Raw genomic sequence first — 26,236 nt, 5'->3', positions numbered from 1 at the left:
CGAACCCAAGCTCCCTCTCCCCAGCCCTCTCCCATGAATGGGAGAGGGGCCGTCCGTGCGGGCCGGCAGGGTTTTGAGCGCTCACTCGATCCGCAAGGCTAATGATGACACGCTGGAAAGAGCCTCATGTCCGGGGAGCCTGAATGGTCGAGCGATTCCGGCTATAATCCCGCGCCTTTCCGGGCCGTCCGCGCCCCGCAACCCATTCAGCCAGGCACACTCCCATGACCACCCAGGCCGCCGAAGTCGCCAAGCGCCGTACCTTCGCCATCATCTCCCACCCCGACGCCGGTAAGACCACCATCACCGAGAAGCTCCTGCTGATGGGCAAGGCCATCGAGGTCGCCGGTACGGTGAAGTCGCGCAAGTCCGACCGCCACGCCACCTCCGACTGGATGGAGATGGAGAAGCAGCGCGGCATCTCCATCACCACCTCGGTGATGCAGTTCCCCTACCGCGAGCACATGATCAACCTGCTCGACACCCCCGGCCACGAGGACTTCTCGGAAGACACCTACCGCACCCTGACCGCGGTGGACAGCGCGCTGATGGTGCTCGACGGCGGCAAGGGCGTCGAGCCGCGGACCATCGCCCTGATGGAAGTCTGCCGGCTGCGCGACACGCCCATCGTCAGCTTCATCAACAAGCTCGACCGCGACATCCGCGATCCGATCGAACTGCTCGACGAGATCGAGGCGGTGCTGAAGATCAAGGCCGCGCCAATCACCTGGCCGATCGGCTGCTACAAGGACTTCAAGGGCGTCTACCACCTGGCCCAGGACAAGATCATCGTCTACGTGCCGGGCCACGGCCACGAGCGCACCGAGGCGAAGATCATCGACAAGCTCGACTCCGACGAGGCGCGCAACCACCTCGGCGACATGTACGACGACTTCCTCGAACAGCTCGAACTGGTCCAGGGCGCCTGCCATGCCTTCGACGAGACCGCCTTCCTCAAGGGCGAGATGACCCCGGTGTTCTTCGGCACCGCGCTGGGCAACTTCGGCGTCGACCAGGTGCTCGACTGCATCGTCGACTGGGCCCCGCCGCCGCTGGCCCGCGCCACCCACGAGCGCAACGTGGAGCCGGTCGAGCCGAAGTTCTCCGGCTTCGTGTTCAAGATCCAGGCCAACATGGACCCGAAACACCGCGACCGCATCGCCTTCATGCGCATCTGCTCCGGCAAGTACGAGAAGGGCATGAAGATGCGCCACGTGCGCCTGGGCAAGGACGTGAAGATCGCCGACGCGCTGACCTTCTTCTCCAGCGAGCGCGAACAACTGGATGAGGCCTGGGCCGGCGACATCATCGGCCTGCACAACCACGGCACCATCCAGATCGGCGACACCTTCACCGAAGGCGAGGTGCTGGGCTTCACCGGCATCCCGCACTTCGCCCCGGAGCTGTTCCGCCGCGTGCGCCTGAAAGACCCGCTGAAATCCAAGCAGTTGCGCCAGGGCCTGCAGGAACTGGCCGAGGAAGGCGCAACCCAGGTGTTCTTCCCCGAGCGCAACAACGACATCATCCTCGGCGCGGTCGGCGTGCTGCAGTTCGACGTGGTCGCCAGCCGCCTCAAGGAGGAATACAAGGTCGAGTGCGCCTACGAGGCGATCAACGTCTGGTCGGCACGCTGGATCGAATGCGCGGACGAGAAGAAGCTCAAGGAATTCAAGGACAAGGCCTACGAGAACCTCGCCGTCGACGGCGGCGGCCACCTCACCTACCTGGCCCCGACCCGCGTCAACCTCAGCCTGATGGAAGAACGCTGGCCAGACGTGAAGTTCAGGGCGACGCGCGAGCATCACTGACCCCACCCTGCAGGAGCCAGCTTGCTGGCGATCAATGCGTGCCGGGATGAGACTCGGATCGCCAGCAAGCTGGCTCCTACAACGAACAAAGGAGTTTCTGGAATGGATTCCAGTCTCTTCACCCACCGTGGCCATGCGCTACGGCGCGGGCGCATCTCCGAACCCGGCAGAGCCTGTCTGCTGACGACGGTCACCCGGAATCGCAGCCCCGTGTTCCTCGATTGGCAACCTGCCCGCCTGCTGGTCGGCGAGATGCGCCGCTTGCACGATGAGTCCCAAGCCTGGGTAGTGATGCCCGATCATCTGCATTGGCTGGTGCAACTGGAATCGCTACCACTACAGGCACTGATGCAACGACTGAAATCACGCAGCGCGATTGCCATCGACAGGGCCGCCGGAAATGCCGGAAACCGTCTTTGGCAGAAAGGCTTTCATGACCACGCCCTGCGCCAGGAAGAAGATCTGGCGGCAGTGGCACGTTATGTGGTCGCCAATCCCTTGCGCGCCGGGTTGGTGACACGTATTGGCGACTACCCGCACTGGGACGCCATATGGCTTTGAACCGCCCCGTAGGAGCCAGCTTGCTGGCGATCAATGGCGTGTCGGGATGACTCGGATCGCCAGCAAGCTGGCTCCTACAAGAACAAGAAGGCGGCGTATGATGCGCCCATGCACCTGATCGATACCCACACCCATCTCGACTTCCCCGACTTCGACGCCGATCGCGCCGAGCTGCTGGCGCGTTGCCGGGCGCTGGGCGTGGAGCGGCTGGTGGTGCTCGGCGTCTACCGGGCCAACTGGCAGCGGCTGTGGGATCTGGTGCAGCGGGAGGATGGACTCTACGCGGCCTTCGGCCTGCACCCGGTCTACCTCAACGAGCACCGTCCCGAGCATCTGCACGAACTGCGCGACTGGCTGGACCGGCTGGCCGGCCATCCCAGGCTCTGCGCGTTGGGCGAGTTCGGCCTGGACTACTACCTCGAAGACCTCGACCGCATCGCCCAGCAGGAGCTGTTCGAGGCGCAACTGCGACTGGCCGCCGAATTCGAACTGCCGGCGCTGCTCCACGTGCGTCGCGCCCATGCGGCGACCATAGCCACGCTCAAGCGGATCAGACTGAAACGCGGCGGCATCGTCCATGCCTTCGCCGGCAGCGCGGAGGAAGCCAGGGAATACCTCAAGCTGGGCTTCAAGCTCGGGCTCGGAGGAGCCGCCACCTGGCCGCAAGCCAACCGCCTGCGCAAGGTGGTGGCCAGCCTGCCTTTGGAGGCCATGGTGCTGGAGACCGACTCGCCGGACATGGCGCCGGCCATGCACCCCGGCCAGCGCAACAGCCCCGAGTACCTGCCGGAAATCTGCGCCACGCTGGCCGAGCTTCGCGGTATCGGCCCGGAAGAACTGGCCGCCGCCAGCAGCGCCAACGCACGGGCGCTGTTCGGCTGGTAAATCATCCCCATCGGCACTCGCCAATAACGACAAGGCCCGCCATTTGGCGGGCCTTGTCGTTGAACCAGGTGATCAGACTCGGAACGCGCTGATCAACTGCTTGAGCTGCGCCACCTGGCCGCTCAACTCGCGGCTGGACTGCTCGGTCTGGTTGGCGCCTTCGGCGGTCCGTTCGCCGGCACGGTTGATCTCGACGATGTTCTGATCGATGTCGTGGGCCACGGCGGTCTGCTGCTCGGCGGCCGCGGCGATCTGCTGGTTCTGGTCGACGATCATGCTCACCGCGCCGAGGATGTTCTCCAGCGCCTGCTGCACCTTGGCCGACTCGCTGACCGTGCCGTCGGCCATCTGGTGGCTGACGCTCATGGCCTTCACCGCCGCGCCGACGCCGCCCTGCAGCTTGGCGATCATCTTCTCGATCTCTTCGGTGGACTGCTGGGTACGCTTGGCCAGGTTGCGTACCTCGTCGGCGACCACCGCGAAGCCACGGCCCTGCTCACCTGCCCGCGCAGCCTCGATGGCCGCGTTGAGGGCCAAGAGGTTGGTCTGCTCGGCGATGCCCTTGATCACATCGAGCACCTGGCTGATCGAAGCGCTGTCGGCAGCCAACTGGTTGATCACCGCCACCGACTGGTCGATCTCCCCGGCCAGCCGCTGGATGCTGCCGACCTGCGACTCCACCAGGGCGCGGCCGCTGGCCGTTTCATGGTTGACGCTCTGCGCGCTGTCCACCGCCGCGGCGGCACTGCGCGCCACCTCCTGGGCAGTGGCGGACATCTCGTTCATCGCCGTGGCCACCTGCTCGATCTGGTTGCGCTGGCCGGCGACCGCCTGGTTGCTCTCGCCGGACACGACCTCCACGCGGCTGGCCTGGAGTTCGACCTCGACCACGGTACGGCCAACCCGCTCGATCAGGTGGCGGATCTTCTCCACGGTGCCGTTGAATACTTCGCCCAACTCACCCAGCTCGTCGCGGCTCTGGGCGCGGAAGCTGACGGTCATATCGCCGGCGGCCACCTTGTCCATCACCTGGCCGAATCCCTTCAAAGTAGTGCGGGTGGATACATAGAAGCCGGCGTACAGGTAACCGATCAGCAGGAAGACCACCACCAGCGCGGCGACCAGCAGGACCATCTGCACACGCTTGTGCTGCAAGCGTTCCTGCAACTGCTGGTCGAGAAAGGCCAGCACCGCGTCATTGAGCTGCTGGGTCTTGTCCATCGCCGCGCTGAGCTGGTCGTGGAAGCTCTCCCACGGCATGTCCAGGGTATCGGCGACGACCACCCTCTCCTCGATCAGCGCCGCGGTGTCCTTCAGGGTCGCCTGGCTGGCGTCCGCCGCCGACTGCAGGGCCGCTGTGGCCTGCGAACTGCCGGCCAGGGCATTCTGCAGGCCCATGCCGTACTCGGCGTGCAGCTTCTCGAGGGTCAGCAGCAGATCGTCCAGCTTGCTGCTGGAGGAGGAATTGAGAAAGCCTTGTCCCAGCGACGCGCTGCCGATCGAACGACCGACGCTCAGCGCCGCCGTCACCCGCGCGGTCGCACTGGTCACCAGGTCCGACAACTGGCGGACCTCGGCCTCGCTATCCTGCGGAAAGCCGGCCTGGGCGATGATCAACTGGATGAACACCTGGGCATTGCCGTATGCCTTCTCGAGCATCCCCGCCTTGCTCTGCAGCGAGCTTTCCGCACTGACGGCCCTGAGCTCCGCCAGCAACTCGTCACGCTTGGCATTGAAAGCCTCGACCTGCTCGCCGACACGAGCCACCGGGGTCATGCCTTGCAGCAGATCGATCACTTCCTGCTCGAGCCCCTTGATGCGCGGCTCGAGGTCGCCCGCCTTGGCGGACTGGCCGATCAGCACGTTGATTTCCGTCAGGTCGCCAAGATCCTCGAGGCCGCGACGCAGCTTGAGGCTGTTACCCAGCAGATCGATGCTTTCCAGCTCCACGCGCGTGGCGACGAATTCGTCGTAGGAATCGCGAACCAGGTAGAAATTGGTGACCAGCATCGGCAGGAAGAACAGCACACTGATCAGGCTGAACTTCATGCCAAAACTAAGACGATTCATCAGCGCGATGGCCGGATACAACGCGGTCTTCACAAGATGTCTCCTGTTCGCATTTTATTGTTATGCCCCAGCGGCGGGTGGTCGGGTAATGGTTGGCGGGCCCTGCACCACTCTGCCTTGCCGTTCGTTGCGCCCTCGCACCTGCCGGGATCAGGGACGAAAGCGAGGCGTGACCCAGGTCACAGCCCAATAAAACGGAACGAGTGTTCTGTATACCCGATATCGGCTAACAGCTCTGTAACTTAAGGTTAAAGTGCCCGTTTCCCGGCCCTTTCCGTCGGGAATGCCGCATGGAAAAGAGCGGGAGCGTCTAGCCCGGCACTTGCAGCCAGGCACGGGAGAGGAGATGCCCGCGAAGGCGTTTTCGCAGACGCCGGCCGACTGGCTCAGCGACGCAGATGGGTCATTCGCCTGGTATCGGCAGCCGTCGTACCTGTGGATCAGACCAGCAACGTCCACAGGGCAAAGGCGGCATACCAGAGCACCGCGGCCCGCACCAGCAATTGCCAGAGCGCATCCAGGCTGGCTACCCCGGCCTCGCCAGGCTCGGGCTCCGGCAGATCGTCCGAGGCACGTCCGGCCTTTTCCACCAGACGGGCGGCGGAGATATCCCAGTTCAGCAGCTCATGCAACACCACGCGGGTCACCGCCATGAAGTTGCCGACCAGCGCGAAGCTCGTCGCCAACACCCGCACCGGCAGCCAGTCCAGCGCATGGCGCACCTGCAAGGCTCGCTCGTGCAGCGCCGGCTGCTGCGCGTACTCGCAGGTCAGGGCCAGCAACCGATAGGCCAGCGCAGCCATCGGGCCGAGCAAGGCGTACCAGAAGATCACCGCGAAGAAGCTCTGGTAACCCTGCCACAACAAGTAGCCCTGCACGCGGTACAGCAACACACCACCCTCGTCGGCCACCAGGCCCAGGTCACGCTCGGCGACATGGTAGGCCGCCTGGCTGTCGCCACGCCGCCACGCATCGCGGAACGGCCCCAGTGCTGCCAGCACGTCTCCGCGTCCCAGGCTGTAGATCAGCACCAGCAGGTGCACCGGCAGCGCCAGCCAGCCATGGGCCAACGGCTGCAACAGCAACAGCAGCAGACCGAGCGCCACCACCGGCAGCAGCACCAGCACCACCAGCCGCGACCAAGGCGCCGCCACGGCGTTGGCCTCCATCCGGGTCAGCAGGTGCAGCCAGGGCCCGTCATGCTGGATACGCCGGCGCCAACCGGAAAACTTCTCCACCCACAGCACCAGCAGCAATACCAGGAAACTCATGCCTCACTCCTTTCATCCAGCAGCGCCGTGCGGAAACGTGTCCAGTCGAAGCACGGTCCGGGATCGGTCTTGCGCCCCGGCGCGATATCGCTGTGCCCACAGATCCGCTCCAGCCCGATCGCCGGGTAGGCCTCTCGCAGTTGCCGGGTCAACTCGACCAGCACACGGTACTGCTCGTCAGTGAAGGGCAACTCGTCCGTGCCCTCCAGCTCGATGCCAATGGAAAAATCGTTGCAGTTCTCGCGCCCTTCGAAGCGGGATATCCCGGCATGCCAGGCACGATCCAGGCAGGAAACGAACTGGGTGACGGCACCGTCGCGCTCGATGAGGAAATGTGCCGATACGCGCATCTCGGCGATACCCGCGAAATAGGGATGCTCGTCCGCCACTAGGCAGTTCTGGAAGAACGCCTGCACCTTGCCAGTGCCGAACTGTCCAGGCGGCAGGCTGATGTTGTGGATCACCAGCAGGGAGATTTCCCCCAACGGGCGAGCATTGAAATTGGCCGACGGGCAGTGACGAACACCCTGGCACCAGCCGGTCCGGGGATCCAGGCGCATGCAGAACTCCTTCAGTGCGCCCACTCTAGAGCAGTGAGGTGGTACGGCCAAGTGCGAATGCCGACGCGGAGCACCGGCTTGCCCCACCTAATGCCTTTGCAGGGTGCGCCGTGCGCACCGAAGAAACGCCAATGCGCTGTCGCCCCTTGCCCGGACTTTCAGCCCAACCGCTTCGAATAAGGTCTGAATCTTCGCGCAGGAACTCGGCTCGGTGCGCACGGCGCACCCTACAAAAGCGCTTCGTAAAAACGACAACGCCCGGAATCTCCGGGCGTTGTCCATGTATCTATCGGAAAGCTCAGGCGTTCTTCAGCCGGCGCAGGTTGCCGATCACCGACTCCAGCGCCCGGTCGAACAACAGCGCGTCGTCAAGCAGGCGGATAGCACCACGACGGAACTCCACCGCCAGCCCCATGCGGGTCTTCTCCAGCACCTTCATGCCGGTACGGTTGACGAACACATACTTGCCAGTCGCCTTGATCACCGCAGCCAGCTTGCAGCGCAGCTTGTGCTCCTCGTCCTCCTGAAACTCGACCCAGCTACCTACCCGCAGGTTATCCACCTGCAGCAGCGCCTCATCGTCATCCGGCAGGACCACTTCCTGCTCCATCGAGCGGCTTTCGCCCGGCGCGGACAGGACGATCTCCTCGACCACCGCCACCATCGCGGGCGCCTCGGCCTCCTCCTCATCCGTCCTCGACAGATCGAGCAGCGGAATACCTACTTCCGGCGCCGCTGACTCATCGGCCACTTCCACGGCGGCCTCCACAGGCTCGGCCTCTGGCAATGGACGCTTGAAGCGCTGCAGGCCCTGCACATGCAGGGCCTCCAACTGGCTGAAGAACTCGCCTGTGGAGAACGGATCGAACGCCGCACTGGTCAAACCTTCGCGCAACGCCTTGAGCAGACCCGGCACCAGTTCCAGCAATCGCTGCCGCGCCTCGAGCCCTTCGTGTGGCTCGACGCTCCACACCAGGTCATCCATGGTCGCCAGCGCCGCTTGCCACTCATCCGACTCGACCCCGTGCTTCAGGCAGGTCAGCATCAACACCTTGCTCCAGGCTTCCTGCAACAGGCGAACCACCACCTCGGGCAAGGTCTTGCCCAGCAGACGGTCATTCAGCGCCTGCTCCACCTGACGGCGGGCCATCTCGGCCTTGGCGCTGCCTTCCTCGGCATCGCGGGTACGCTGCTCGAGCAGCTCACTGCGCCGGCGCTCATCGCCGACGAACGCCAGGAAGTCCGCCAGAAGTTCGGAAAAGATCGCCGGATCATCGACGAAGTCATTCAGCAGACGCTGTACCACCTGCTCGATCTTCTGGTACAGGCTATCGCGCTGCACATCGCCCTGCTCGGCCCAGCCCAGGGCTGCCGAAGCGATCTCGTTGAGCAGGCGCCGCGCCGGATGGCTGCCACGGCTAAAGAACGTCTTGTCCAGTACCGCGACCTTGAGCATCGGGATCTGCAGGCGACCGATCAGTGCCTTCAGCGAATCCGGCAGGGTGCGGTCGTCGAGGATGAACTCGAAGAGCATCGACACGAGGTTGATGACATCCTCATCGACCTCGCCCACCACCCGTGCCTTGCCACTCCTGGCGCTGACGCGGCCAAGCAGTTGCTCCAGTTGCATGCGCAGGTCGAAATCGTCCATCGCCCGCATCGGCACGCGCTGCTGCAGATGGGAAAGCAGTCGGGTCAGGTCGTTACTGGTGATCGGCATCGCATCGGCCGGCAACTCGCGCCGTGGAGCGGCCACGCCACGCACCTGCGACAACAGCTCCTGCAAGGCGCCGAACACTTCCTGGACCTCGCCGCCATCGGCATAAGGCTCCGCGCCAGAAACCAACGGCACGTCTCCCTGCGCGGAGCGCCCACCAGGCTGCTGCACGGCGCGACGGCGCATCGGCGTGGATGTCAGCTCAGGCAGAACCCCGGCGGCCACCAGCGACTGGTTGACCTCGTCATAGAGCAGCCCCAACCCGCTGAGCACATATTTCTCGAACAGCTTGAGGATGATCAGCTTGACCTTGATCTCCACCCCGAGGCTGCTGCAGGCATCGAGAAAAGCGCCACACAGCGCCTCCGGACCGAGCGGGTTGCTCTTGTCGTCGAGCTTGCGGGCGATCATCGCATTCAGGCGGGTGGTCAGATGCCCCAACGCCTGCGCATCGCGGCTCATGACCTTGGCGACCATCGAATCGATGGCTACACGCTCCTCCAGCTCATCGTTCTGGACCAGCGACAGGCTGTCGAACGACACCGCGTCCAATTGCGGCGCCTTGCCGATTTCGTATTGGTTGAGCGAGGAAAAGGACTCGAATAGCTTCTGCAGGAAGCTGCGCTCGATGTTCTTGCGCTTCAGGCGCAGGTCGCGCATGGCTTCGAAGAAAGCATTCTGCTCGGCATTGCTGGTGGCGCGATCAGCCATCTCGAACAGCGTGTCGTCCGCATTATCGAACAACGCCTGCAATGCCTGCTTGAGCTGATGCGCAGCTTTGTCGCGCACAGGGGTCAACGCCACGGGCAGTCTTCCTACCGGCGAGTTTGGCGAGTGCTCAGGGGCTACCTTGGTGAGGTGCACCACTTTCGCGTCGGTCATTGCGGATCTCCAGCAAACCCGCCATCCGGTGTGGCGGGCCGCACAGCAGTCGGCGAAGCGTTATCCTTAACGTCAAAGGTCTGGCGTCAATAATGGGAAAAGTAAAGCCATTATAGGGATCAATCTGCAAGCCCCACGCAAGCTTTTCACCCAGACATGAACCAAGTCACAGATGAACACCGACCAGGCTCCCGCCCTACCTTCATTCTGCCTGGCTTGATATCACAAAAATCATGGCACGTCGCAATCACTCTACGCCGGCTGTCGGCTGCCTCTATAATCCCGCCCTCCCGGAGCCCAACCCTTTGTCATCGCCAGGCGGGCTACGGCATCCTTCACGCATTCCCGGCCGCCGCGACGGCCAAGCCCTGTTTACTGCGGAGTTCGCCATGCCCAACCTGACCCTTGCCGACCTGAGCGCCGAGATCGAGGCAAACGTCCGCCGCGCCCTGGCTGAAGACATCGGCAGCGGCGACATCACCGCCCAGTTGATTCCCGCCGAACGCCTGGCCCACGCCAGCGTGATCACGCGCGAAACCGCCGTCGTCTGCGGCAGCGCCTGGGTCGATGCGGTATTCCGTCAGCTCGACCCACGCGTGGCGGTGCGCTGGCAAGTGCGGGACGGCGAACGGGTGCAATCCAATCAGGTCCTGTTCACCCTGGAAGGCCCGGCCCGCGCCCTGCTCAGTGGCGAACGCAGCGCCCTGAACTTCCTGCAGACGCTCTCCGGCGTGGCGACCAAGTGCCGCCACTATGCCGACCTGGTCAGCGACACCGACGTGAAACTGCTCGACACCCGCAAGACCCTCCCCGGCCTGCGCCTGGCCCAGAAATACGCGGTCACCTGCGGCGGCTGCCACAACCACCGCATCGGCCTCTACGACGCCTTCCTGATCAAGGAAAACCACATCGCCGCCAGCGGCGGCATCGCCCAGGCCATCACCGCCGCCCACAAGATCGCCCCCGGCAAGCCGGTGGAGGTGGAAGTGGAAAGCCTGGGGGAATTGAAGGAAGCACTGGAGGCCGGCGCCGATATCGTCATGCTCGACGAACTGAGCCTCGACGATATGCGTCACGCCGTGGAAATCACCGCCGGCCGCGCGAAACTGGAAGCCTCGGGCGGAATCAGCGAAAGCACATTGCGGACTATCGCCGAGACTGGGGTGGACTATATCTCGATTGGTGGGTTGACCAAGGATGTGAAGGCGGTGGATTTGTCGATGCGGTTGAGTTTGTGAAGGAGGCTGTCATCAACTCCCAGAAATGCCCCGAACGAGCGGATGAGTACTGCGTCGCCTTACTCGCACCCTCTCGGCATATAAGCATCCCGCCAAGCCGGAGCGGCAGAGCCGTCGATATCGCATGTCCAGCCCCCATCAACACTGCGATTCAACACCACCAGCGTCCCTGCCACGGCAGGACTGATACTGCCGCCCAGCGTCACCTGTAGACTGCTCGAACCATCTGCATTGACAGTGACCAGATCGCCCACCACAGCTTGGGTGAGATTCGAGGGCACATAGCCCAGATCATCGTTACTGATACTGCCGGCCCCGTTGGCCAAGCGTTCCTCCACTACAGCCCGATACTCCGACAGCTCCGCATATACCCGCTTGATCTGGGTCGTCGCGATATATTGCTGGTAAATGGGTACTGCGACGGCGGCCAAGATACCGATGATGGCCACCACGATCATGAGTTCGATCAGGGTAAACCCTTTAACTTTCAATACAGGCATCGACCGCCCCCTAAGTTCGACTACCCGATACAGGGGCACAACTCGTGCCACATAAAAAATCTTTTAACTTATTGTGTTGGCACAAGAACACCGAGAAACGGCATCGACAAGCCTTGTCAGTAGCTGTCAATTTTCAGCGACCGACGCAACCGCCAGCACAACGCTCACGAGGCGGATGGTGCCGATCCGACCTTGACAGCCGGCGCCGTCCGCTCAAACCACGCCCTATGGAAGCGGCGCTCGACAAGGTAGTAACAGAGAGTCGCCATCACCAACCCGGCCAGCGAGCCCATCAGAAAAACTTCCAGCCAGTGCCACTGCCACTCCTGCAGCACGCGCATCATGAGGAAATGCCACAGATAGAAGCCATAGGAGATACGACCAAACCACGCTAGCGGCCTCCAGCCAAGCCATTTCGGCTGCGACAGGATCAACAGCGCCGCACACACCTCCACCAGCGGGAAACCGAAGCGCGCCGTCGTCCCCCACGGCCAGCTAAAAAAGGTCACAGCAAAAAATAGGGCCACCACCGCTACGACGATCCAGTAGCGATGAATCCGCCGAGGATTCAGATAGCCAAGCAGGCAGCCCAAGAGCAGCCCGCTGCAGTGGGTGTCGGCGCGGGTATAGATCAGCCAGGGATCAGAGGCATGATCGAAGCTCCACCAGCGCCACCCAGAAGCCAGCAGATATAACAAAGCGATGGCGCCCACCACCCACAGGCGCGGCATCCGAACTAATAGCAGGAACAGCAGCGGCCACAGCAAGTAGAACTGCACCTCCACCGCGAGGCTCCAGACATGGCCGAGCATCGACATTGGAAAGCCGAATGCGCTGGCATAGTTGGCGAGGTAGAGTGCCGACCACATCGTATCGAGCAGATGCTTACCGAAGGACACCTGCGCAAACACCAGCGGCGCGATCAGCAGATAGACCAGCAGCATCAACAGTAACGCCGGGTAGAGCCGGCGCAAGCGCCGCGCGACAAAGCGGCGCAACTGCACCGTACCGCTGGCGTGGTACTCGTCGACCAGCAACCGGGTGATCAGGTAGCCCGATAGTACGAAGAAGATATCGACACCGAAGAAGCCACCCGGCATCGCCGGCACGTGAGCGTGATAGAAGGCGATAGTCAGCGCCGCCAGCGCACGCAGCCCATCAAGGCTGGCGTTGTAGCGCATCCGATCGTTCATTCACCTGCCTGTCGTGCGTAATGATCAGTCAACACATCCAGCAAGTGGACAGTCATATTGTCTCCGACCGCGTCACCCGCCCTAGGCATCCCATTCCCCAGCCAGACTAGAACACCACCCTTGCTATCGACAAGCGCCACTGCCGACATGCCATATAAGAAGCCTGGCTGTACATGAATGTAGAAATCCCTTTTCGGCTTCCGCAATTTATAGAAAGCATAGCCATAGCAAGATCGCAGCACCGTCTCGTCGCAGTCCGGCGATACATCGTACGACGTCAGGTTCAGCGAGCTTCGCAGCACCATACCTCGCACAACTCGAGCTAGCGCTTCAGCGCTTCCTGAAAGCCCGGCGGCCGAAGAGAGCGCATTGAAATCGAAATACTTCGAGTACCACTCGCCATAAACATCGCTGTTGCGAAAGTCATAGCTCACCTCATCATCGAAGAACCCACCGTCGACAAAACGAATATCGGCGTCATCGAGTGCGTATTCACGCGACACCCACGCACGGTAGGACTCACCGGTAACCCGCTCAATCACCATACCAAGCAGGCAATAGCCCAGATTGGAGTAGACTTGCCGCTCGCCCGGAGCAAAATCGAGCCGCATGCGGGCCAGTTGGCCGATATTGTATGGACACCACGGGCGTTGCCCGTCCAGAAACATCGGGTCTGGCGAGCGGATCCGATCAAACCCGGCCCGGTGCATCAGCAAATGCTCTATGGTTACCGATGCCAGCCGACCGTCTACAACAGGACCAATCTCCGGCAACAAATCAACCAACCGATCATCCAGCGATAACTGGCCAGCATCGACCAGCTTCAGAATGGTATCCGCAGTAAACAGCTTGGTAGTACTGGCGTATCGGAAGCGATGCTCGTGATTTAGCCGAGGAGAGGTGAGCATTCCACGCAGCCAACCACTTTCACAATGGTGTAAATGGCCGCCCCAGTCGATATAGGCTAATTGATTGGAAAGAGAGTAGTTGTCGCCAATAGCCCTGCGAACTGCATCGTGCATCCAGTCCGGAGAGCCTGCAGAACAATTAATAGACCATCGCGTAGAGACAGCCTCGACAGAATAAAAAGCTCGAGAAATACCAAGGCGATCCGTTATCCAAAAATGGGCAACAGTCGAAACAACCAGAACCCCGCCCACAAGCAAGAGAAGCACCGGAAACCGAAATAGCCTCATCATTTTTCGCACTTGATATCGCAAAAAACAAGTACCGCACAAAAAAGAAAAGGCCCACCCCAATCGGGGTGAGCCTTTAATTTCAATCAAGCATCAGGGGTTCCGCTGTCATCTTGCTCCGGCGGAGTAGCGCCAAGTTCAGTCTGGCAGCCAGATGCACGATATTTCGAGTCTACGTCAGTGCTGCAGCCCCATGCACCTGCCGGAGTGCGGGTCCAACGCAGCTTCTTGTCATGCAGGATCGACGCTGCGCCCTGCTTGAAGGTGGCTTCGATTGTGCTATCGCCGGTAGCGCTCAGAGTAACGACCAGCCCCGGGTCCTGAATGGCAACACCACTGCCCAGCAGGTTGCTGCCAGTCCAACCCAGATTGCACTCAGTAGTAGTAGCCGGGTCACCAGTGACAACGGTGGTTCTGCCTTCCAGCAAACAGCTTTCAGCAGCGGTCTTCAGCGCACCGGTCTCACTCATGACACGGGCGACCTGCGACTTGGCCACATAGGTCTGATATTGCGGCAGCGCGATGGCCGCAAGAATACCGATGATCGCCACCACGATCATCAGCTCGATAAGGGTAAAACCCTTTTGCATTTGAGCTTTCATTGGATACTCCTCAGAGGGTTGATAGGCATGCGCCTGAAATGGCCATAGCAGATTGCATGCCAGCCAGTCCCGACACGCCAATAGCAGGTGCTCGCTACACTTACTCCAGCTTTCGACAAGCGCCCTAAAGCAATTACTGACAATTATCGTCACCCTTCCAGCACGGATTTGGCAGCTCTCGGTTCCTGGGTTATAAGGCACCCATTCCCAGTGGAGCCCCTTATGAACGACAGCGTCTCCCTTTCGGGCCTGGCCCGGCAGATCGTCTTCGCCGAACTGCTGGATGAAAAAACCGCCCAGCAGGCGCAGCAGCAGGCCGCGCGCAATAAGCTGCCGCTGGTGACCTACCTGGTGCAGAACAAACTGGTGAAAAGCCGCGCCCTGGCTGAGCTGGCCGCCGAACAGTTCGGCATCGCCTTCGTCGATCTGGCCAGCATCGACAAGGACAGCCAACCTAAAGAGATGGTCAGCGAGAAGCTGATTCGCCAGCACCGCGCACTTCCCCTGTGGAAGCGCGGCAACAAACTGTTCGTGGCGCTCTCCGATCCGACCAACCACCAAGCGGTAACCGATATCCAGTTCAGCACCGGCCTGACTACCGAAGCCATCCTGGTCGAGGACGACAAGCTGGGCGATGCCATCGAGAAGTTCTTCGACAGTGCCAATAGCGGCCTGGAGGATCTGGCAGACGTCGATCTGGATGGACTGGATGTCGAATCGGTTACTGATGACAAGCAAGATGCCGCAACCAACCCGGAGGCCGACGATGCGCCAGTGGTGCGCTTCGTCAACAAGATGCTGCTGGATGCCATCAAGGGCGGCTCCTCGGACCTGCACTTCGAGCCCTACGAGAAAGTCTACCGGGTGCGCTTCCGTACCGATGGCATTCTCCATGAAGTGGCACGCCCGCCTATCCAATTGGCCCCCCGGATCTCGGCACGCCTGAAGGTCATGGCCAGCCTGGACATCTCCGAGCGGCGCAAACCACAGGATGGCCGGATCAAGATGAAAATCTCCAAGTCCAAGGCCATCGACTTCCGCGTCAACACGTTGCCCACCCTGTGGGGCGAGAAGATCGTGATGCGGATCCTCGACCCTACCAGTGCACAGATGGGCATCGACGCCCTGGGCTACGAGGAGGACCAGAAAGAGCTGTATATGACGGCCCTCAAGCAACCCCAGGGCATGATCCTGGTCACCGGGCCCACCGGCTCAGGCAAGACCGTATCGCTCTATACCGGCCTGAACATCCTCAACACCACCGACGTGAACATCTCCACCGCCGAAGACCCGGTGGAGATCAACCTGGAAGGCATCAACCAGGTCAACGTCAACCCAAAGCAGGGCATGGACTTCTCCCAGGCGCTGCGCGCCTTCCTCCGTCAGGACCCGGACATCATCATGGTCGGCGAGATCCGCGACCTGGAAACCGCCGAGATCGCCATCAAGGCAGCCCAGACCGGGCACATGGTGATGTCCACCCTGCACACCAACAGTGCCGCGGAAACCCTGACCCGCCTGCGCAACATGGGTGTGCCGGCCTTCAACATCGCCACCTCGGTCAACCTGATCATCGCCCAGCGCCTGGCGCGCAAGCTGTGCAGCCATTGCAAAAAGGAAGTGCAGGTGCCACGCGAAACCCTGCTCCACGAGGGTTTCCCGGAAGACAAGATCGGCACCTTCAAGATCTACGGCCCGGTCGGCTGCGAAAATTGCAAGGGCGGCTACAAAGGCCGTGTCGGTATTTATGAAGTGGTTAAAAACACCCCGGCGCTGCAGCGGATTATCATGGAAGAAGGCAACTCCATTGATATTGCCTTGCAAATGCGCAAGGACGGCTTCCCCGACCTGCGCACTTCCGGCCTGATGAAGGCCATGCAGGGTGTCACCAGCCTGGAAGAGGTCAACAGGGTGACCAAGGATTGAGGTGATGACAGGGGAAGAGCCAGCTCCTGCTCACGGACTACCTGAGTGGCTTCGCGAGCAGAGCTCGCTCCTGCAAGATGTCGGGCAAGCTTGATAAATACCAAGAACCAGCCTGTCTGGAACGATTGAACAGGCGTTATCGCTAGGGCGAAAAGATGGCTGAAAAGGCATTGAAAACCAGTGTGTTCGCCTGGGAAGGCACGGACAAGAAAGGCACCCGGATCAAGGGCGAACTGAGCGGGCAGAACCCTGCGCTGGTCAAAGCCCACCTGCGTAAGCAGGGCATCAACCCGACCAAGGTGCGCAAGAAATCCACCTCGCTGCTCAGCAAGGGCAAGAAAATCAAGCCCATGGACATCGCCCTGTTCACCCGACAGATGGCGACCATGATGAAAGCCGGCGTTCCACTGCTGCAGAGCTTCGACATTATCGGCGAGGGTTTCGACAATCCGAACATGCGCAAGCTGGTGGACGAGGTGAAGCAGGAAGTGGCCGCCGGTAACAGCTTCGCCGCTTCTCTACGCAAAAAGCCGGAATACTTTGACGATCTGTATTGCAACCTAGTGGAGTCAGGCGAGCAATCGGGTGCCCTGGAAACCTTGCTGGATCGAATCGCCACCTACAAGGAAAAGACCGAGCAACTGAAGGCCAAGATCAAGAAGGCGATGAACTATCCCATCGCCGTAATCGTGGTGGCGGTCATCGTCTCGGCAATTCTGCTGATCAAGGTGGTCCCGCAGTTCCAGTCGGTATTCGCCAACTTCGGCGCGGAACTACCGGCCTTTACTCTGATGGTGATCGGTTTGTCCGAGATGCTTCAGGAATGGTGGTTTATCGTACTGCTGGTCATGTTCAGCGCAGCTTTTGCCTTCAAGGAAGCCCACAAGCGCTCGGAGAAATTCCGCAACTGGGTTGATCGAACCGTCCTCAAACTGCCAATCGTCGGCGATATTCTCTACAAGTCGGCTATCGCTCGCTTCGCCCGGACACTGTCGACCACCTTCGCTGCCGGTGTTCCTCTGGTCGATGCTCTCGACTCCGTTTCCGGAGCCACCGGCAATGTGGTATTCCGAAATGCCACCAACAAGGTGAAGTCCGACGTCTCCACCGGCATGCAGCTCAACTTCTCCATGCGTACCACCGGCGTCTTCCCGACCATGGCCGTGCAGATGACCGCTATCGGCGAGGAGTCCGGCGCCCTAGACGAGATGCTCGGCAAGGTGGCGACCTTCTACGAGGAAGAAGTCGATAACAAGGTCGATGGCCTCACCGCCCTGATGGAGCCGATGATCATGGCCGTACTCGGCGTGCTGGTCGGCGGCCTGATCATCGCCATGTACCTACCAATCTTCCAACTGGGCAGCGTTGTAGGCTAACGCATGTCTCTTATCGACTTCCTGGCCAGCCATATGCTGGCCTTTGTTTTGTGCGCACTGCTGCTCGGCTTGCTGGTCGGTAGCTTCCTCAACGTGGTGGTCTACCGCCTGCCGAAGATGATGTTCCGCGACTGGAAGGTCCAGGCCCGGGAAGCGCTGGAGTTGCCGGCCGAGCCGGCGGGAGCGACCTTCAACCTGATGTTGCCAAACTCGTGCTGTCCGCATTGTGGCCATGAGATCAAGCCCTGGGAAAACATCCCGCTGCTGAGCTACCTGGTGTTGCGCGGCAAGTGCTCCGCCTGTAAAAGCCCGATCAGCCTGCGCTATCCGCTGGTGGAGCTGACCTGCGGCCTGCTGTCGGCCTATATCGCCTGGCATTTCGGCCTTACTTGGCAGACCGGCGCCATGCTGCTGCTGACCTGGGGTCTGCTGGCCATGAGCCTGATCGACGCCGACCATCAGTTGCTGCCTGACGTGTTGGTGCTACCGCTGCTCTGGCTGGGCCTGATCCTCAACTACTTCGGCCTGTTCACCAGCCTGGGCGACGCCTTGTGGGGAGCGGTGGCCGGCTATCTGAGCCTGTGGTCGGTGTACTGGCTGTTCAAGCTGATCACCGGCAAGGAGGGCATGGGTTACGGCGACTTCAAGCTGCTGGCCATGCTCGGCGCCTGGGGTGGTTGGCAGATACTGCCTCTGACCATCCTGTTGTCCTCCCTGGTCGGCGCTATCCTGGGAGTAATCCTGCTGCGCCTGCGCAACGCCGAAACCAGTACGCCGATACCTTTCGGCCCTTATCTGGCGATTGCCGGCTGGATAGCGCTGCTTTGGGGTGACAAGATCACCAGCTCCTACCTGCAGTTCGCAGGGTTCAACTGAGCAAGCGACAGTAGTAGGGTGGGCTTCAGCCCACCCTACTTGGACAGCATTCGCCAGCCACCTCCCCCTGCACTACAATCGCGCCTCCACGAAAAGGCTGGCGGGAGCCACGATTCGTTTATGAAACCCTGGATTCTCGGCCTCACGGGCGGTATCGGCAGCGGCAAGAGCGCCGTTGCCCAGCATTTCATCGATCTTGGCGTGCACACCGTGGATGCCGACCACGCCGCGCGCTGGGTGGTCGAGCCTGGGCGACCGGCGCTGACGAAGATCGTCGAGCGCTTTGGCGACGAGATGCTGCTGGCCGACGGCAACCTGAACCGAGCCGCCTTGCGAGCAAAGATATTCCAGGACGAAAGCGAGCGGCGCTGGCTGGAAGCCCTGCTGCACCCGTTGATCGGCCAGGAGATCAACGACTACCTGGCCCAGGCCGAATCCCCCTATGCCATCCTGGTCTCGCCGTTGTTGGTCGAATCGGGGCAATACCACATGGCGCAACGCGTGCTGGTGGTGGACGCGCCCGAGGCACTACAGGTGCAGCGCACCGTCCTGCGCGACAGTACTTCCCCCGAGCAGGTCGAGGCAATTCTCAAGGCCCAGGCCAACCGCGAGGAGCGTCTGCGCCACGCTCATGACATACTGGTCAATGACCGCGACCTCGGCTGGTTGAAAAGCGAAGTCGAGCGCCTGCACAATTTCTATCTGACCCTGCGTGGAGGCCGGGAATCATGAGCCAACCCACCATCGTCGAATGCCCGACCTGCGGCGCCCCGGTCGAGTGGGGCCCGCAAAGCCCGAATCGGCCGTTCTGCTCGGAGCGCTGCAAGCTGATCGACCTAGGCGCCTGGGCCGCGGAAGAACATGCGATTCCCGGCAATCCGCAAGAGGATGAGCTGTTCTCGGAGAATCTGCCGCCGCGTGCGCACTGACGCTCCTCGATCAACTCTTGGGCTCGTCGTTCTTCCACGGCGCCTGCAAATAGCGTGTGCGGTTGAAGGTTTCCAGCCACTCCGGCTGGAACACCACCAGCGCACTGATCACCATGCCGTTGATAAAGGCCTCGGGGAACATCACCAGCCACAGATAGCCAGCGAACTCATCCAGCCAGGGCGGCATCGGGAAATATCCATCGGTCCACAGCACTCCCAGCCCGAGCAACAGGCAGACCAGGGCTGTCAGGGCCGCCGGGAAGAAACCGCAGCAGAAGATATAGACGAACAGATTGCGTGGCTGGCGCCGTTCGACCACTTGCGCGCAGCCTTCGGCGATCAGTACCGGCACCAGGACCAGAAGAACACCGTTCAGCCCCAATGCAGCGAGGTCCTGACGGCCCAGGGCCAGCAGCCCCAGTTGAGCAACAGCTCCACCGAGCAATGCCAGAGGCCAATCGAGCAGCAGAGTCACCGCGGTCATGCCGATGAAGTGGTAGGAAAGGCCCGAGGCGAAGTCGCGGCGCACCAGCCACAGCAGGAACAGCGCGAACATGGTTCCGAACAGCAGGTGCTGGCGACGGCTATCGCTGAACAGCTCGAGCCAGGGTGCACGCCAGATCGCCCAGAGCAGTGCCGGCAGGTACAGACACCAGCCAATTACCAGGCTTTCCGTTGACAGCAGTTCAGCCGCGATCACCCTTCTCTCCGACTCGAATAGACCTGGATATCCGAGCGAGCGGACCAACCCGCCTGAGCCCTCCAGAACTCCAGCGCGCCCGGGGCATCGGTGAGCACGAACACGTGTGACTTGTGGATACCCAGCTCGGCCAGTTGCGCCAGCGCCTGGCGCAGTAGTGCCCGCGCCAGGCCCTGCCCACGACAGGACTCATCCACCACCAGATGCTGCAAGTAACCGCGCCGGCCGTCATGCCCGACCAGCACGCAACCCAGCAGACGTCCTTCGTGCTCGCAAAGCAGGCTCAAGCCGGGATTGCGCCGAAGATAGGCACAGAACGGAGCGAAGTCGTCTTCAGCCCGCAACTGGATACCTGGCGTACGCTGCCAGAGCGCCATCAAGGCGGGGTGGTCTTCAGGCTGGATGGGGCGAATCGAGGTCATGGACAGGCTCCCCGGAATGGCGGCAAGTCTACACCGACCTCTGGGCACGTCGACACCAGCACGCCATTCGGCCACACATGGATGAAAGGCTTCACGACAGGCTCTAAGCTGAATCGCATGAAAGAGTCCGACTATCTGCGCCTGCTCACCTACCAGGCCGAACAAGCCAATCTGATGCTGTCGAATGCCCGCAAATGGGAGCGCGAACGCTGGGTCTGCCAACGCCTGCTGGACGCCTTGAACGTCAGTTACAACGTAGAGGAGTTCGGTCCCGGACAGGAGCCACCGGATGTGCTGTTTCGCGAGGCCAGTTTCGAGGTGTTCCTGGTGCTCGACGCCGGCCGTCGTCTCAACGAGGAATGGCGCGCCGAACTGCAGCGCCGCCGCAATGCCTTCTCGCTGAGCCAACTGATTCGCCGCGAACCCCGCCCAAAGCGGATATCCACCGCCGAGCTGCAGGGCCTGCTGGCCCCCACGCTGCGTAAGAAGGCACACAATTACCGGGAGCGCGGCATCGACCTGGGCGAGCTCGACATGCTCGCCTACGTCAACCTGAAACGCGCCATCCCCGACTTCAACAGCAACTTCCCCCCACCAAGCGAGTACCTGCGCCAGGGTTGGCGCTCACTCTCCCTGGTCGGCCCCACCTTCGCCAGGGTGCTGTTCGCCCACAGCGATTCGCCGGACTTCCTGCGCAACAACCTGGGGCGCAGCGTTCTGTTCGACCTGGGAGTCGGCCTGTAGGCAAGGCTCACTCATAGAACAGGGTGAAGGTCGCAGTGGTGGAAACCAATCCGCTGCTGATGTCGCTCACTGCGCCAGTCCGGTAATAACGGGCCGTCAGCGGGATGCGGACATTTGGCTGGCCTAGCGACGTACTGGTGAAAAACCGCTTGGTCGCCAGCGGCACGACGGTGGTGCTATGGGCGTCGCCCTGGAACAGTTGCACACCGACGCCGGTCGCCATTTCTGCGCCGACTGCATTGGCCAGCACATCGGGGAGTGCCTGGGGACCGTCGATCTGGTAGCTCACCTTGACCCCTGAATCGCAAAGCATGTTGATATTGAACGACCGCGCCTTGTCCGCACCCGGCAAGGCGGGCTTGCTGGCACTGAAATCGGTTTTCGCCACCGTCGGGAGCTGTACGGTGATATTCCGACTGTCAGGATTGACCTCACAGGCCAGGGAGTTGACGATGAAATTGCCAGTCAACATCAGGTCGGCCACCGTCAGGTTCGCGTAGCTGATCGACGACACCCCGCTGACCGCCAGGGGACCTCCGGAGGTATCTATATCCCCGGTCTTGATCAAACGGACCCACCACTTGACCTTGAGAGGATATCTGGTGGCCTGAACATCCCAGGCCAGACTGGATATCGGAGTGACCTGGTTATAGTCCGGATTGCAATTGTCCTGGTTGCACCAGAACACCGAGATGCCAATCCCCGGGACATTGGTGGCGAAAACCGAACTGAACCCATTGCTGGTGAACCCTGGCACTGCAGCCCCGATACCGCTGGCCAGGGTACCGGCCACCTTTCCAGTAGACGAACAACTGATGCTCGGCCCCGAAAAACTCTGCCAACCGCTGCTCCACAACTCCGTGCCAACGGGGGCATCCCGTGGAACTCCCAGCATCACCGACGGAAAGGGAATGGTCGCCACCGACTTGGAATACCCCGACTCGAAACTGCAGCCCGCCGCCCACGCCACAGGGCTTGTCACCGTAAACAACAGCAACGACAGAACCCACTTTTTCATAGAACTCTCTCCAACAGCATGGGCACTCGCCACAGCCTTCATAAATGAGGGGAAGCCCCAGCCACGCTCTCCAGCGATTGAGCTGCCGCCACCCCAAAGACTCACTCATAGAACAGCGTGAAGGTCGCAGTGGTGGAAACCAGCCCGCTGCTGATGTCGCTCACCGCGCCGGTCCGGTAATAACGAGCCGTCAGCGGAATGCGGACACGCTCACCTTCGGAAACCGTAGTGGCCGCCAGCAGCTTGGTAGCCAACGGCTGCACCATGTTGCTGTCGAGACCACCTCGGAACAGTTGCACACTAACACCGGCGGCCATCCCTTCACCGGTCGCATTGCCCAGAACATTCGGCACTACCGTATTTCCATCGATCCGGTAGTTCACCTTGGCACCGGCATTGCAAGTCATGTCGATGCTGAAGGCCCTGCCTGTGTTCGCACCGGTCAGGACGGGCGAACCGGCAGTGAAATCGGTCTTCGCCACCGTGGGCAACGCTACCGTGATGTTCTGGCTGCCGGAGTCGACCAGGCAGGCCGGCGCGGTGACCGTCGTGACGCCCGAAAAGGTCAGATCGGATACCCGATACTGGCCTCCGCCATAGAACACGGAGGTCTTGCCCCCCACCTGCAGGATGCCGGGGCTGATGTCGCCGGTCTTGACCAGGTAGACCATGAACTGGGTGAAGGGGTCGTAGTGGCCCGCTTTGTACGACCAGTTCAGGCTGCCGACCTCCGCCCAGAGCTGACCCTGGCCCAGACTGCCGGTCGCCAGGGGGTCGGATGAGCAGTTGCTGGCGCCGAGGTTGCACCAGAACACGGCGATACCAATGCCGGGAACGTTGGTTTCATGGATCGCGCTGTTGCCAATCCGGGGGCCAATGTCTCCGGACATCTGCCCAATGACGGTTCCCGCACTGCAGTGATCCAGGCGACCTGTGGGCACCCAGCTCCAGCCATTGGTCTTCCAGAGCACCGTACCGACCGGATTGCTATCGGGAGGTACGGTCAGCGACGAGGGCAATGCGATGACCTGGGAGCCCATGCCGGCATGACCAGCCCCACCTGGCCCCCAGGTACAAGACCAGCCCACCGATGGCAGGCCTGCCAGGAGCACCAGCAACCACAAGAACTTTTTCATGAATACCTCAGTGACCTTCCGCTCCTCCGCGCACTACCTCCCTGGCACACCTCGACTCAACGCCGAGCGAGTTCCGTACGACCTGGCCGCTTCGTGCAAACTGCCTCGGCCTGCAGGAACGGCACCGTGTCTTCTCCGGCTTCGCCCGGTAGCTGGTAGTTCACCTGGCACTGACGATCCGGCCCTTCCCCCCAACGTACCTGCAAGTGCCCCTGCCGCTCCTCGCTGCGCAGGAACACGCGGCTTCCCTGACCAACCATGGCCAGGCTGTTGCCTGCGCCATCCAGAACATCGGCGCCAACCGGCAGTTGTTTGCCGGCTTCGTCACGTAGCGTCAGCAACAACGGCTGGCCGATGACGGTCGGGTACTTGAGCATGACCACAGCGCCATAGCGTGGCGCCACGTTCTGCGAGGTGGTTTGTAGTTCGACGTCCGTCGAAGTCCCTTTGGGATCGAGCGCCACCTCGTTCTGCCGGTAGGGCATCAGACCGGCCACCACACCGTAGCCACCGCCGTCGACAGTGCCGACGCTGCTGTTGAGCAACCTGGCGCCATCGGCCCCCTTGGCCTCCACCACCACGCGGGTTTCGCCCTGGGACTGGCTGAAACTCACCCCTCCCGGATGCACCACCACGCTGCCGGTCAGGCCCAGGCCGAGTTGGTGGTAACCCTCTCCGCCGCTGACGCTGGCGGAAATGTTGGTCTTGGCCGTGTGGTACTGCAGGTTGGCGCCGCCGCTATCGGAATTCTCGCCATCGCTATGGCTGCGCGCTCCGTACACGCCATAGCTGAGCTGGCTGCGATCACCATGCGTGCCGGAGACGCTCACCATGGCGTTGGCGTCCCCGGAGTCCGACCAACTGGTCGAGCTGTTCAGGTACGGCGCACGTGGCGAACTCCCCAGCGGCATCGACAGACTGAGCATGTACCGGGTTTCCGATTCGCCGGCGCCATCGCGTGTGCGGCTGGCGGACAGGTTGAAACTGCCCCAGCGAAAGCTGTTCGAATAACCGGCCTGGTAGCTCATGTCGCTACCCTTGGAAGCATTCCAGTAGTTCTGCGCGGAGCCGCTGAGGAACAGATTGCCAAAGCCATCCAGCGGCTGGCTGACGTTGATCTGCAAGCGATTGCGCTGGCGCAGCACGCCACCGCCGTTGGAGCTGCTCAGTTGCGCATAGTCGGCGAGGTTGAGGTAGCCCTCGCTGGAAAAGCGGTGAGCCGCCACCACGAAGTTGGTTCCCGTCGGCTCCACCAGCTTGCTGTAGCTGATCCGATAACTCTGTCCGCTGGCGCTTTCGCCCAGGCCGTCGCCACCGGGCAGGCCGGATGCCTGGGAATGGGTGACGTCAACGGCGACCGCGCCCAGCGAGGTGCTCAGCGCCAGGCCGCCCTGCACGGCCATGTACTGCTCGGCGATGATGCTGCCGGTGTAGCCGGTCCACTGGTCGCCGATACCACGCTGATAGGTGCCCTGCACGAAATGAGGGGCATCATCGAGGTCATCATTGCGATACTGGCCGGCCACCACGCTGTAGCGCGAGACGCCCGGACGCAGCATCTGGGCTACCGATGCGAAGGGCACGGTGAAGGTCCTGCTGCGACCGTCGGCCTCGCTGACGGTAACCTCAAGGTCGCCGGCATAACCAGTGCTGTAGAGGTCATCGATGATGAACGGCCCAGGCGCCACATTGGTTTCGTACAGCACGTTGTCACCCTGGCGTACGGTGACCTTGGCGTTGGTCTCCGCCGTACCGCGGATCGCCGGGGCAAAGCCACGCTGCGAGTCGGGCAGCATGCGGTCGTCCGAGGCCAGTTGCACACCGGTGTAAGGGACGCTGTCGAACAGCTCCGACGACGTGTAGTACTCACCCACGGTCAGTTGCGACTTCAGCGAGCTGATGTCGCGCTGGGCATAGCTGCTGATGGAGGAGTACTCGCCCGAGCTGGAGCCCTGGTCTCCACTGCTCTGGTTGTAGCTGCCGTTATGGCGCAAACGCCAGTCGCCGAGGTTCAGGCCGGCATTGAGGCCAGCGTAGTATTGAGTCTGCTTGCTGCCCCGGTTGTCGTTGCGATAGGCATTGGCGTTGTAGTCGACGAATGCCGCAGTGACGCCGCGATCCCAATCACGCGGGTCGGCATAACCGCGCACGATGCGGCTCAGGTAGGCCTGGGGAATGCTCAGGTCGATGCGCAGTTCGCCCAGGTCGAAGTTGACGCGGGCCTCCGGCACCAGGCGGCCGATATCCAGGCAACCGTCATCCCCTTCCAGCTCTGCCGATGCATCCGGCAGCTTTTCGATATCCAGGCCGAGGCCGGCCAGTTGGCTGCGATTGAAGCAGTAGCTGGACGGGACGCCAGGTGTCTCGCCATCGCGCACCTGGATTTCCTGGCGACCGTTCCAGACCTGGTTGACGTACACATCGACCCGATAGCTGCCCGGCGCTACCGGGTTGCCATGCTCGAAGCGCGAGAGATCGACGTCGTTGCCATGGATGAACGCCGGGTTGAACGCGGCGTACAGGGGATTGTCCGCGATACTCCGGGCCAGTGCGCTACAGCTCGCCAATCCGGCGGCGATGGCAACAGCCAGCAACAGGGGCTGAAACTGAGCGGCCTGCTGTACTA

Annotated in this window: 23 protein-coding genes; 10 read left to right on the top strand and 13 right to left on the bottom strand. The window is 61.8% G+C overall.

Annotated elements, in window-relative coordinates:
- The first annotated feature begins 224 nt into the window (after positions 1–224).
- The 3 genes from PSEWESI4_RS11285 to PSEWESI4_RS11275 all read left to right on the top strand — a co-directional run bounded on the left by PSEWESI4_RS11285 (position 225) and on the right by PSEWESI4_RS11275 (position 3,254).
- Positions 225–1,808: a peptide chain release factor 3 gene (locus PSEWESI4_RS11285; protein ID WP_187671300.1), complete on the top strand. Its 1,584-nt coding sequence runs from the start codon at positions 225–227 to the stop codon at positions 1,806–1,808.
- Between the two features lie 102 nt (positions 1,809–1,910).
- Entirely contained in the window at positions 1,911–2,369 is a 459-nt protein-coding gene (locus PSEWESI4_RS11280; protein ID WP_187671338.1) for an REP-associated tyrosine transposase, read from the top strand.
- Positions 2,370–2,477: 108 nt separating this feature from the next.
- Positions 2,478–3,254: a TatD family hydrolase gene (locus PSEWESI4_RS11275; protein ID WP_187671299.1), complete on the top strand. Its 777-nt coding sequence runs from the start codon at positions 2,478–2,480 to the stop codon at positions 3,252–3,254.
- Between the two features lie 72 nt (positions 3,255–3,326).
- Here PSEWESI4_RS11275 and PSEWESI4_RS25565 read toward each other — a convergent pair whose 3' ends face one another.
- The 4 genes from PSEWESI4_RS25565 to PSEWESI4_RS11255 all read right to left on the bottom strand — a co-directional run bounded on the left by PSEWESI4_RS25565 (position 3,327) and on the right by PSEWESI4_RS11255 (position 9,754).
- Entirely contained in the window at positions 3,327–5,357 is a 2,031-nt protein-coding gene (locus PSEWESI4_RS25565; protein ID WP_187671298.1) for a methyl-accepting chemotaxis protein, read from the bottom strand.
- A gap of 407 nt (positions 5,358–5,764) precedes the next feature.
- The gene (gene ampE, locus PSEWESI4_RS11265; RefSeq protein WP_187671297.1) at positions 5,765–6,595 is read right to left on the bottom strand and encodes a regulatory signaling modulator protein AmpE; all 831 of its coding nucleotides are present in this window, start codon (positions 6,593–6,595) and stop codon (positions 5,765–5,767) included.
- On the bottom strand, positions 6,592–7,155 hold the full coding sequence (gene ampD, locus PSEWESI4_RS11260) for a 1,6-anhydro-N-acetylmuramyl-L-alanine amidase AmpD (protein WP_187671296.1): 564 nt from the start codon (positions 7,153–7,155) through the stop codon (positions 6,592–6,594). Before ampD ends, ampE begins: the two co-directional genes overlap by 4 nt.
- Positions 7,156–7,453: 298 nt before the next feature.
- Positions 7,454–9,754 carry a DUF1631 domain-containing protein gene (locus PSEWESI4_RS11255; RefSeq protein WP_187671295.1) on the bottom strand — a complete coding sequence of 767 codons (2,301 nt, stop codon included), beginning with the start codon at positions 9,752–9,754 and terminating at the stop codon, positions 7,454–7,456.
- 389 nt (positions 9,755–10,143) lie between these two features.
- Here PSEWESI4_RS11255 and nadC point away from each other — a divergent pair, with 389 nt between their 5' ends.
- Entirely contained in the window at positions 10,144–10,992 is an 849-nt protein-coding gene (gene nadC / locus PSEWESI4_RS11250; RefSeq protein WP_187671294.1) for a carboxylating nicotinate-nucleotide diphosphorylase, read from the top strand.
- 59 nt (positions 10,993–11,051) lie between these two features.
- Here the strand turns inward: nadC and PSEWESI4_RS25170 are convergent, their stop codons facing one another.
- The 4 genes from PSEWESI4_RS25170 to PSEWESI4_RS11230 form a co-directional block, all read right to left on the bottom strand.
- Positions 11,052–11,492 carry a pilin gene (locus tag PSEWESI4_RS25170; protein WP_187671293.1) on the bottom strand — a complete coding sequence of 147 codons (441 nt, stop codon included), beginning with the start codon at positions 11,490–11,492 and terminating at the stop codon, positions 11,052–11,054.
- A gap of 164 nt (positions 11,493–11,656) precedes the next feature.
- Positions 11,657–12,685: an acyltransferase family protein gene (locus PSEWESI4_RS11240; protein ID WP_210768843.1), complete on the bottom strand. Its 1,029-nt coding sequence runs from the start codon at positions 12,683–12,685 to the stop codon at positions 11,657–11,659.
- Complete coding sequence (locus PSEWESI4_RS11235) at positions 12,682–13,884, bottom strand: serine hydrolase domain-containing protein (protein ID WP_187671292.1); 1,203 nt, start codon at positions 13,882–13,884, stop codon at positions 12,682–12,684. Before PSEWESI4_RS11235 ends, PSEWESI4_RS11240 begins: the two co-directional genes overlap by 4 nt.
- Positions 13,885–13,967: 83 nt before the next feature.
- On the bottom strand, positions 13,968–14,483 hold the full coding sequence (locus PSEWESI4_RS11230; protein ID WP_187671291.1) for a pilin: 516 nt from the start codon (positions 14,481–14,483) through the stop codon (positions 13,968–13,970).
- Positions 14,484–14,705: 222 nt separating this feature from the next.
- Here PSEWESI4_RS11230 and pilB point away from each other — a divergent pair, with 222 nt between their 5' ends.
- The 5 genes from pilB (at position 14,706) to yacG (ending at position 19,590) form a co-directional block, all read left to right on the top strand.
- Complete coding sequence (gene pilB / locus PSEWESI4_RS11225; protein ID WP_187671290.1) at positions 14,706–16,409, top strand: type IV-A pilus assembly ATPase PilB; 1,704 nt, start codon at positions 14,706–14,708, stop codon at positions 16,407–16,409.
- Between the two features lie 155 nt (positions 16,410–16,564).
- On the top strand, positions 16,565–17,785 hold the full coding sequence (locus PSEWESI4_RS11220; protein ID WP_187671289.1) for a type II secretion system F family protein: 1,221 nt from the start codon (positions 16,565–16,567) through the stop codon (positions 17,783–17,785).
- A 3-nt stretch (positions 17,786–17,788) separates the two neighbouring features.
- Complete coding sequence (locus PSEWESI4_RS11215) at positions 17,789–18,661, top strand: prepilin peptidase (RefSeq protein ID WP_187671288.1); 873 nt, start codon at positions 17,789–17,791, stop codon at positions 18,659–18,661.
- Positions 18,662–18,781: 120 nt separating this feature from the next.
- Positions 18,782–19,393, top strand: coding sequence for a dephospho-CoA kinase (gene coaE, locus PSEWESI4_RS11210; RefSeq protein WP_187671287.1), 612 nt, complete (start codon positions 18,782–18,784; stop codon positions 19,391–19,393).
- Positions 19,390–19,590, top strand: coding sequence for a DNA gyrase inhibitor YacG (gene yacG / locus PSEWESI4_RS11205; protein ID WP_187671286.1), 201 nt, complete (start codon positions 19,390–19,392; stop codon positions 19,588–19,590). The genes coaE and yacG overlap by 4 nt, the downstream gene beginning before the upstream one ends.
- Before the next feature lie 10 nt (positions 19,591–19,600).
- Here the strand turns inward: yacG and PSEWESI4_RS11200 are convergent, their stop codons facing one another.
- The gene (locus PSEWESI4_RS11200) at positions 19,601–20,290 is read right to left on the bottom strand and encodes an energy-coupling factor ABC transporter permease (RefSeq protein ID WP_187671285.1); all 690 of its coding nucleotides are present in this window, start codon (positions 20,288–20,290) and stop codon (positions 19,601–19,603) included.
- Positions 20,287–20,712 carry a GNAT family N-acetyltransferase gene (locus PSEWESI4_RS11195; protein ID WP_187671284.1) on the bottom strand — a complete coding sequence of 142 codons (426 nt, stop codon included), beginning with the start codon at positions 20,710–20,712 and terminating at the stop codon, positions 20,287–20,289. Before PSEWESI4_RS11195 ends, PSEWESI4_RS11200 begins: the two co-directional genes overlap by 4 nt.
- Before the next feature lie 117 nt (positions 20,713–20,829).
- On the opposite strand from PSEWESI4_RS11195, the gene PSEWESI4_RS11190 reads away from it, so the two are divergent.
- Complete coding sequence (locus PSEWESI4_RS11190; RefSeq protein WP_187671283.1) at positions 20,830–21,456, top strand: DUF1780 domain-containing protein; 627 nt, start codon at positions 20,830–20,832, stop codon at positions 21,454–21,456.
- A 7-nt stretch (positions 21,457–21,463) separates the two neighbouring features.
- Here the strand turns inward: PSEWESI4_RS11190 and PSEWESI4_RS11185 are convergent, their stop codons facing one another.
- From PSEWESI4_RS11185 to PSEWESI4_RS11175, 3 genes are all read right to left on the bottom strand, one after another.
- Entirely contained in the window at positions 21,464–22,474 is a 1,011-nt protein-coding gene (locus tag PSEWESI4_RS11185) for a fimbrial protein (protein ID WP_187671282.1), read from the bottom strand.
- Positions 22,475–22,575: 101 nt separating this feature from the next.
- On the bottom strand, positions 22,576–23,610 hold the full coding sequence (locus PSEWESI4_RS11180) for a fimbrial protein (RefSeq protein WP_187671281.1): 1,035 nt from the start codon (positions 23,608–23,610) through the stop codon (positions 22,576–22,578).
- Between the two features lie 56 nt (positions 23,611–23,666).
- Positions 23,667–26,204 carry a fimbria/pilus outer membrane usher protein gene (locus tag PSEWESI4_RS11175; RefSeq protein ID WP_235978914.1) on the bottom strand — a complete coding sequence of 846 codons (2,538 nt, stop codon included), beginning with the start codon at positions 26,202–26,204 and terminating at the stop codon, positions 23,667–23,669.
- Positions 26,205–26,236 lie beyond the last annotated feature (32 nt).

It is taken from the genome of Zestomonas carbonaria (assembly GCF_904061905.1).
GTDB classification, from domain to species: Bacteria; Pseudomonadota; Gammaproteobacteria; order Pseudomonadales; family Pseudomonadaceae; genus Aquipseudomonas; species Aquipseudomonas carbonaria.
This window is presented reverse-complemented; position numbering and strand designations above follow the sequence as displayed.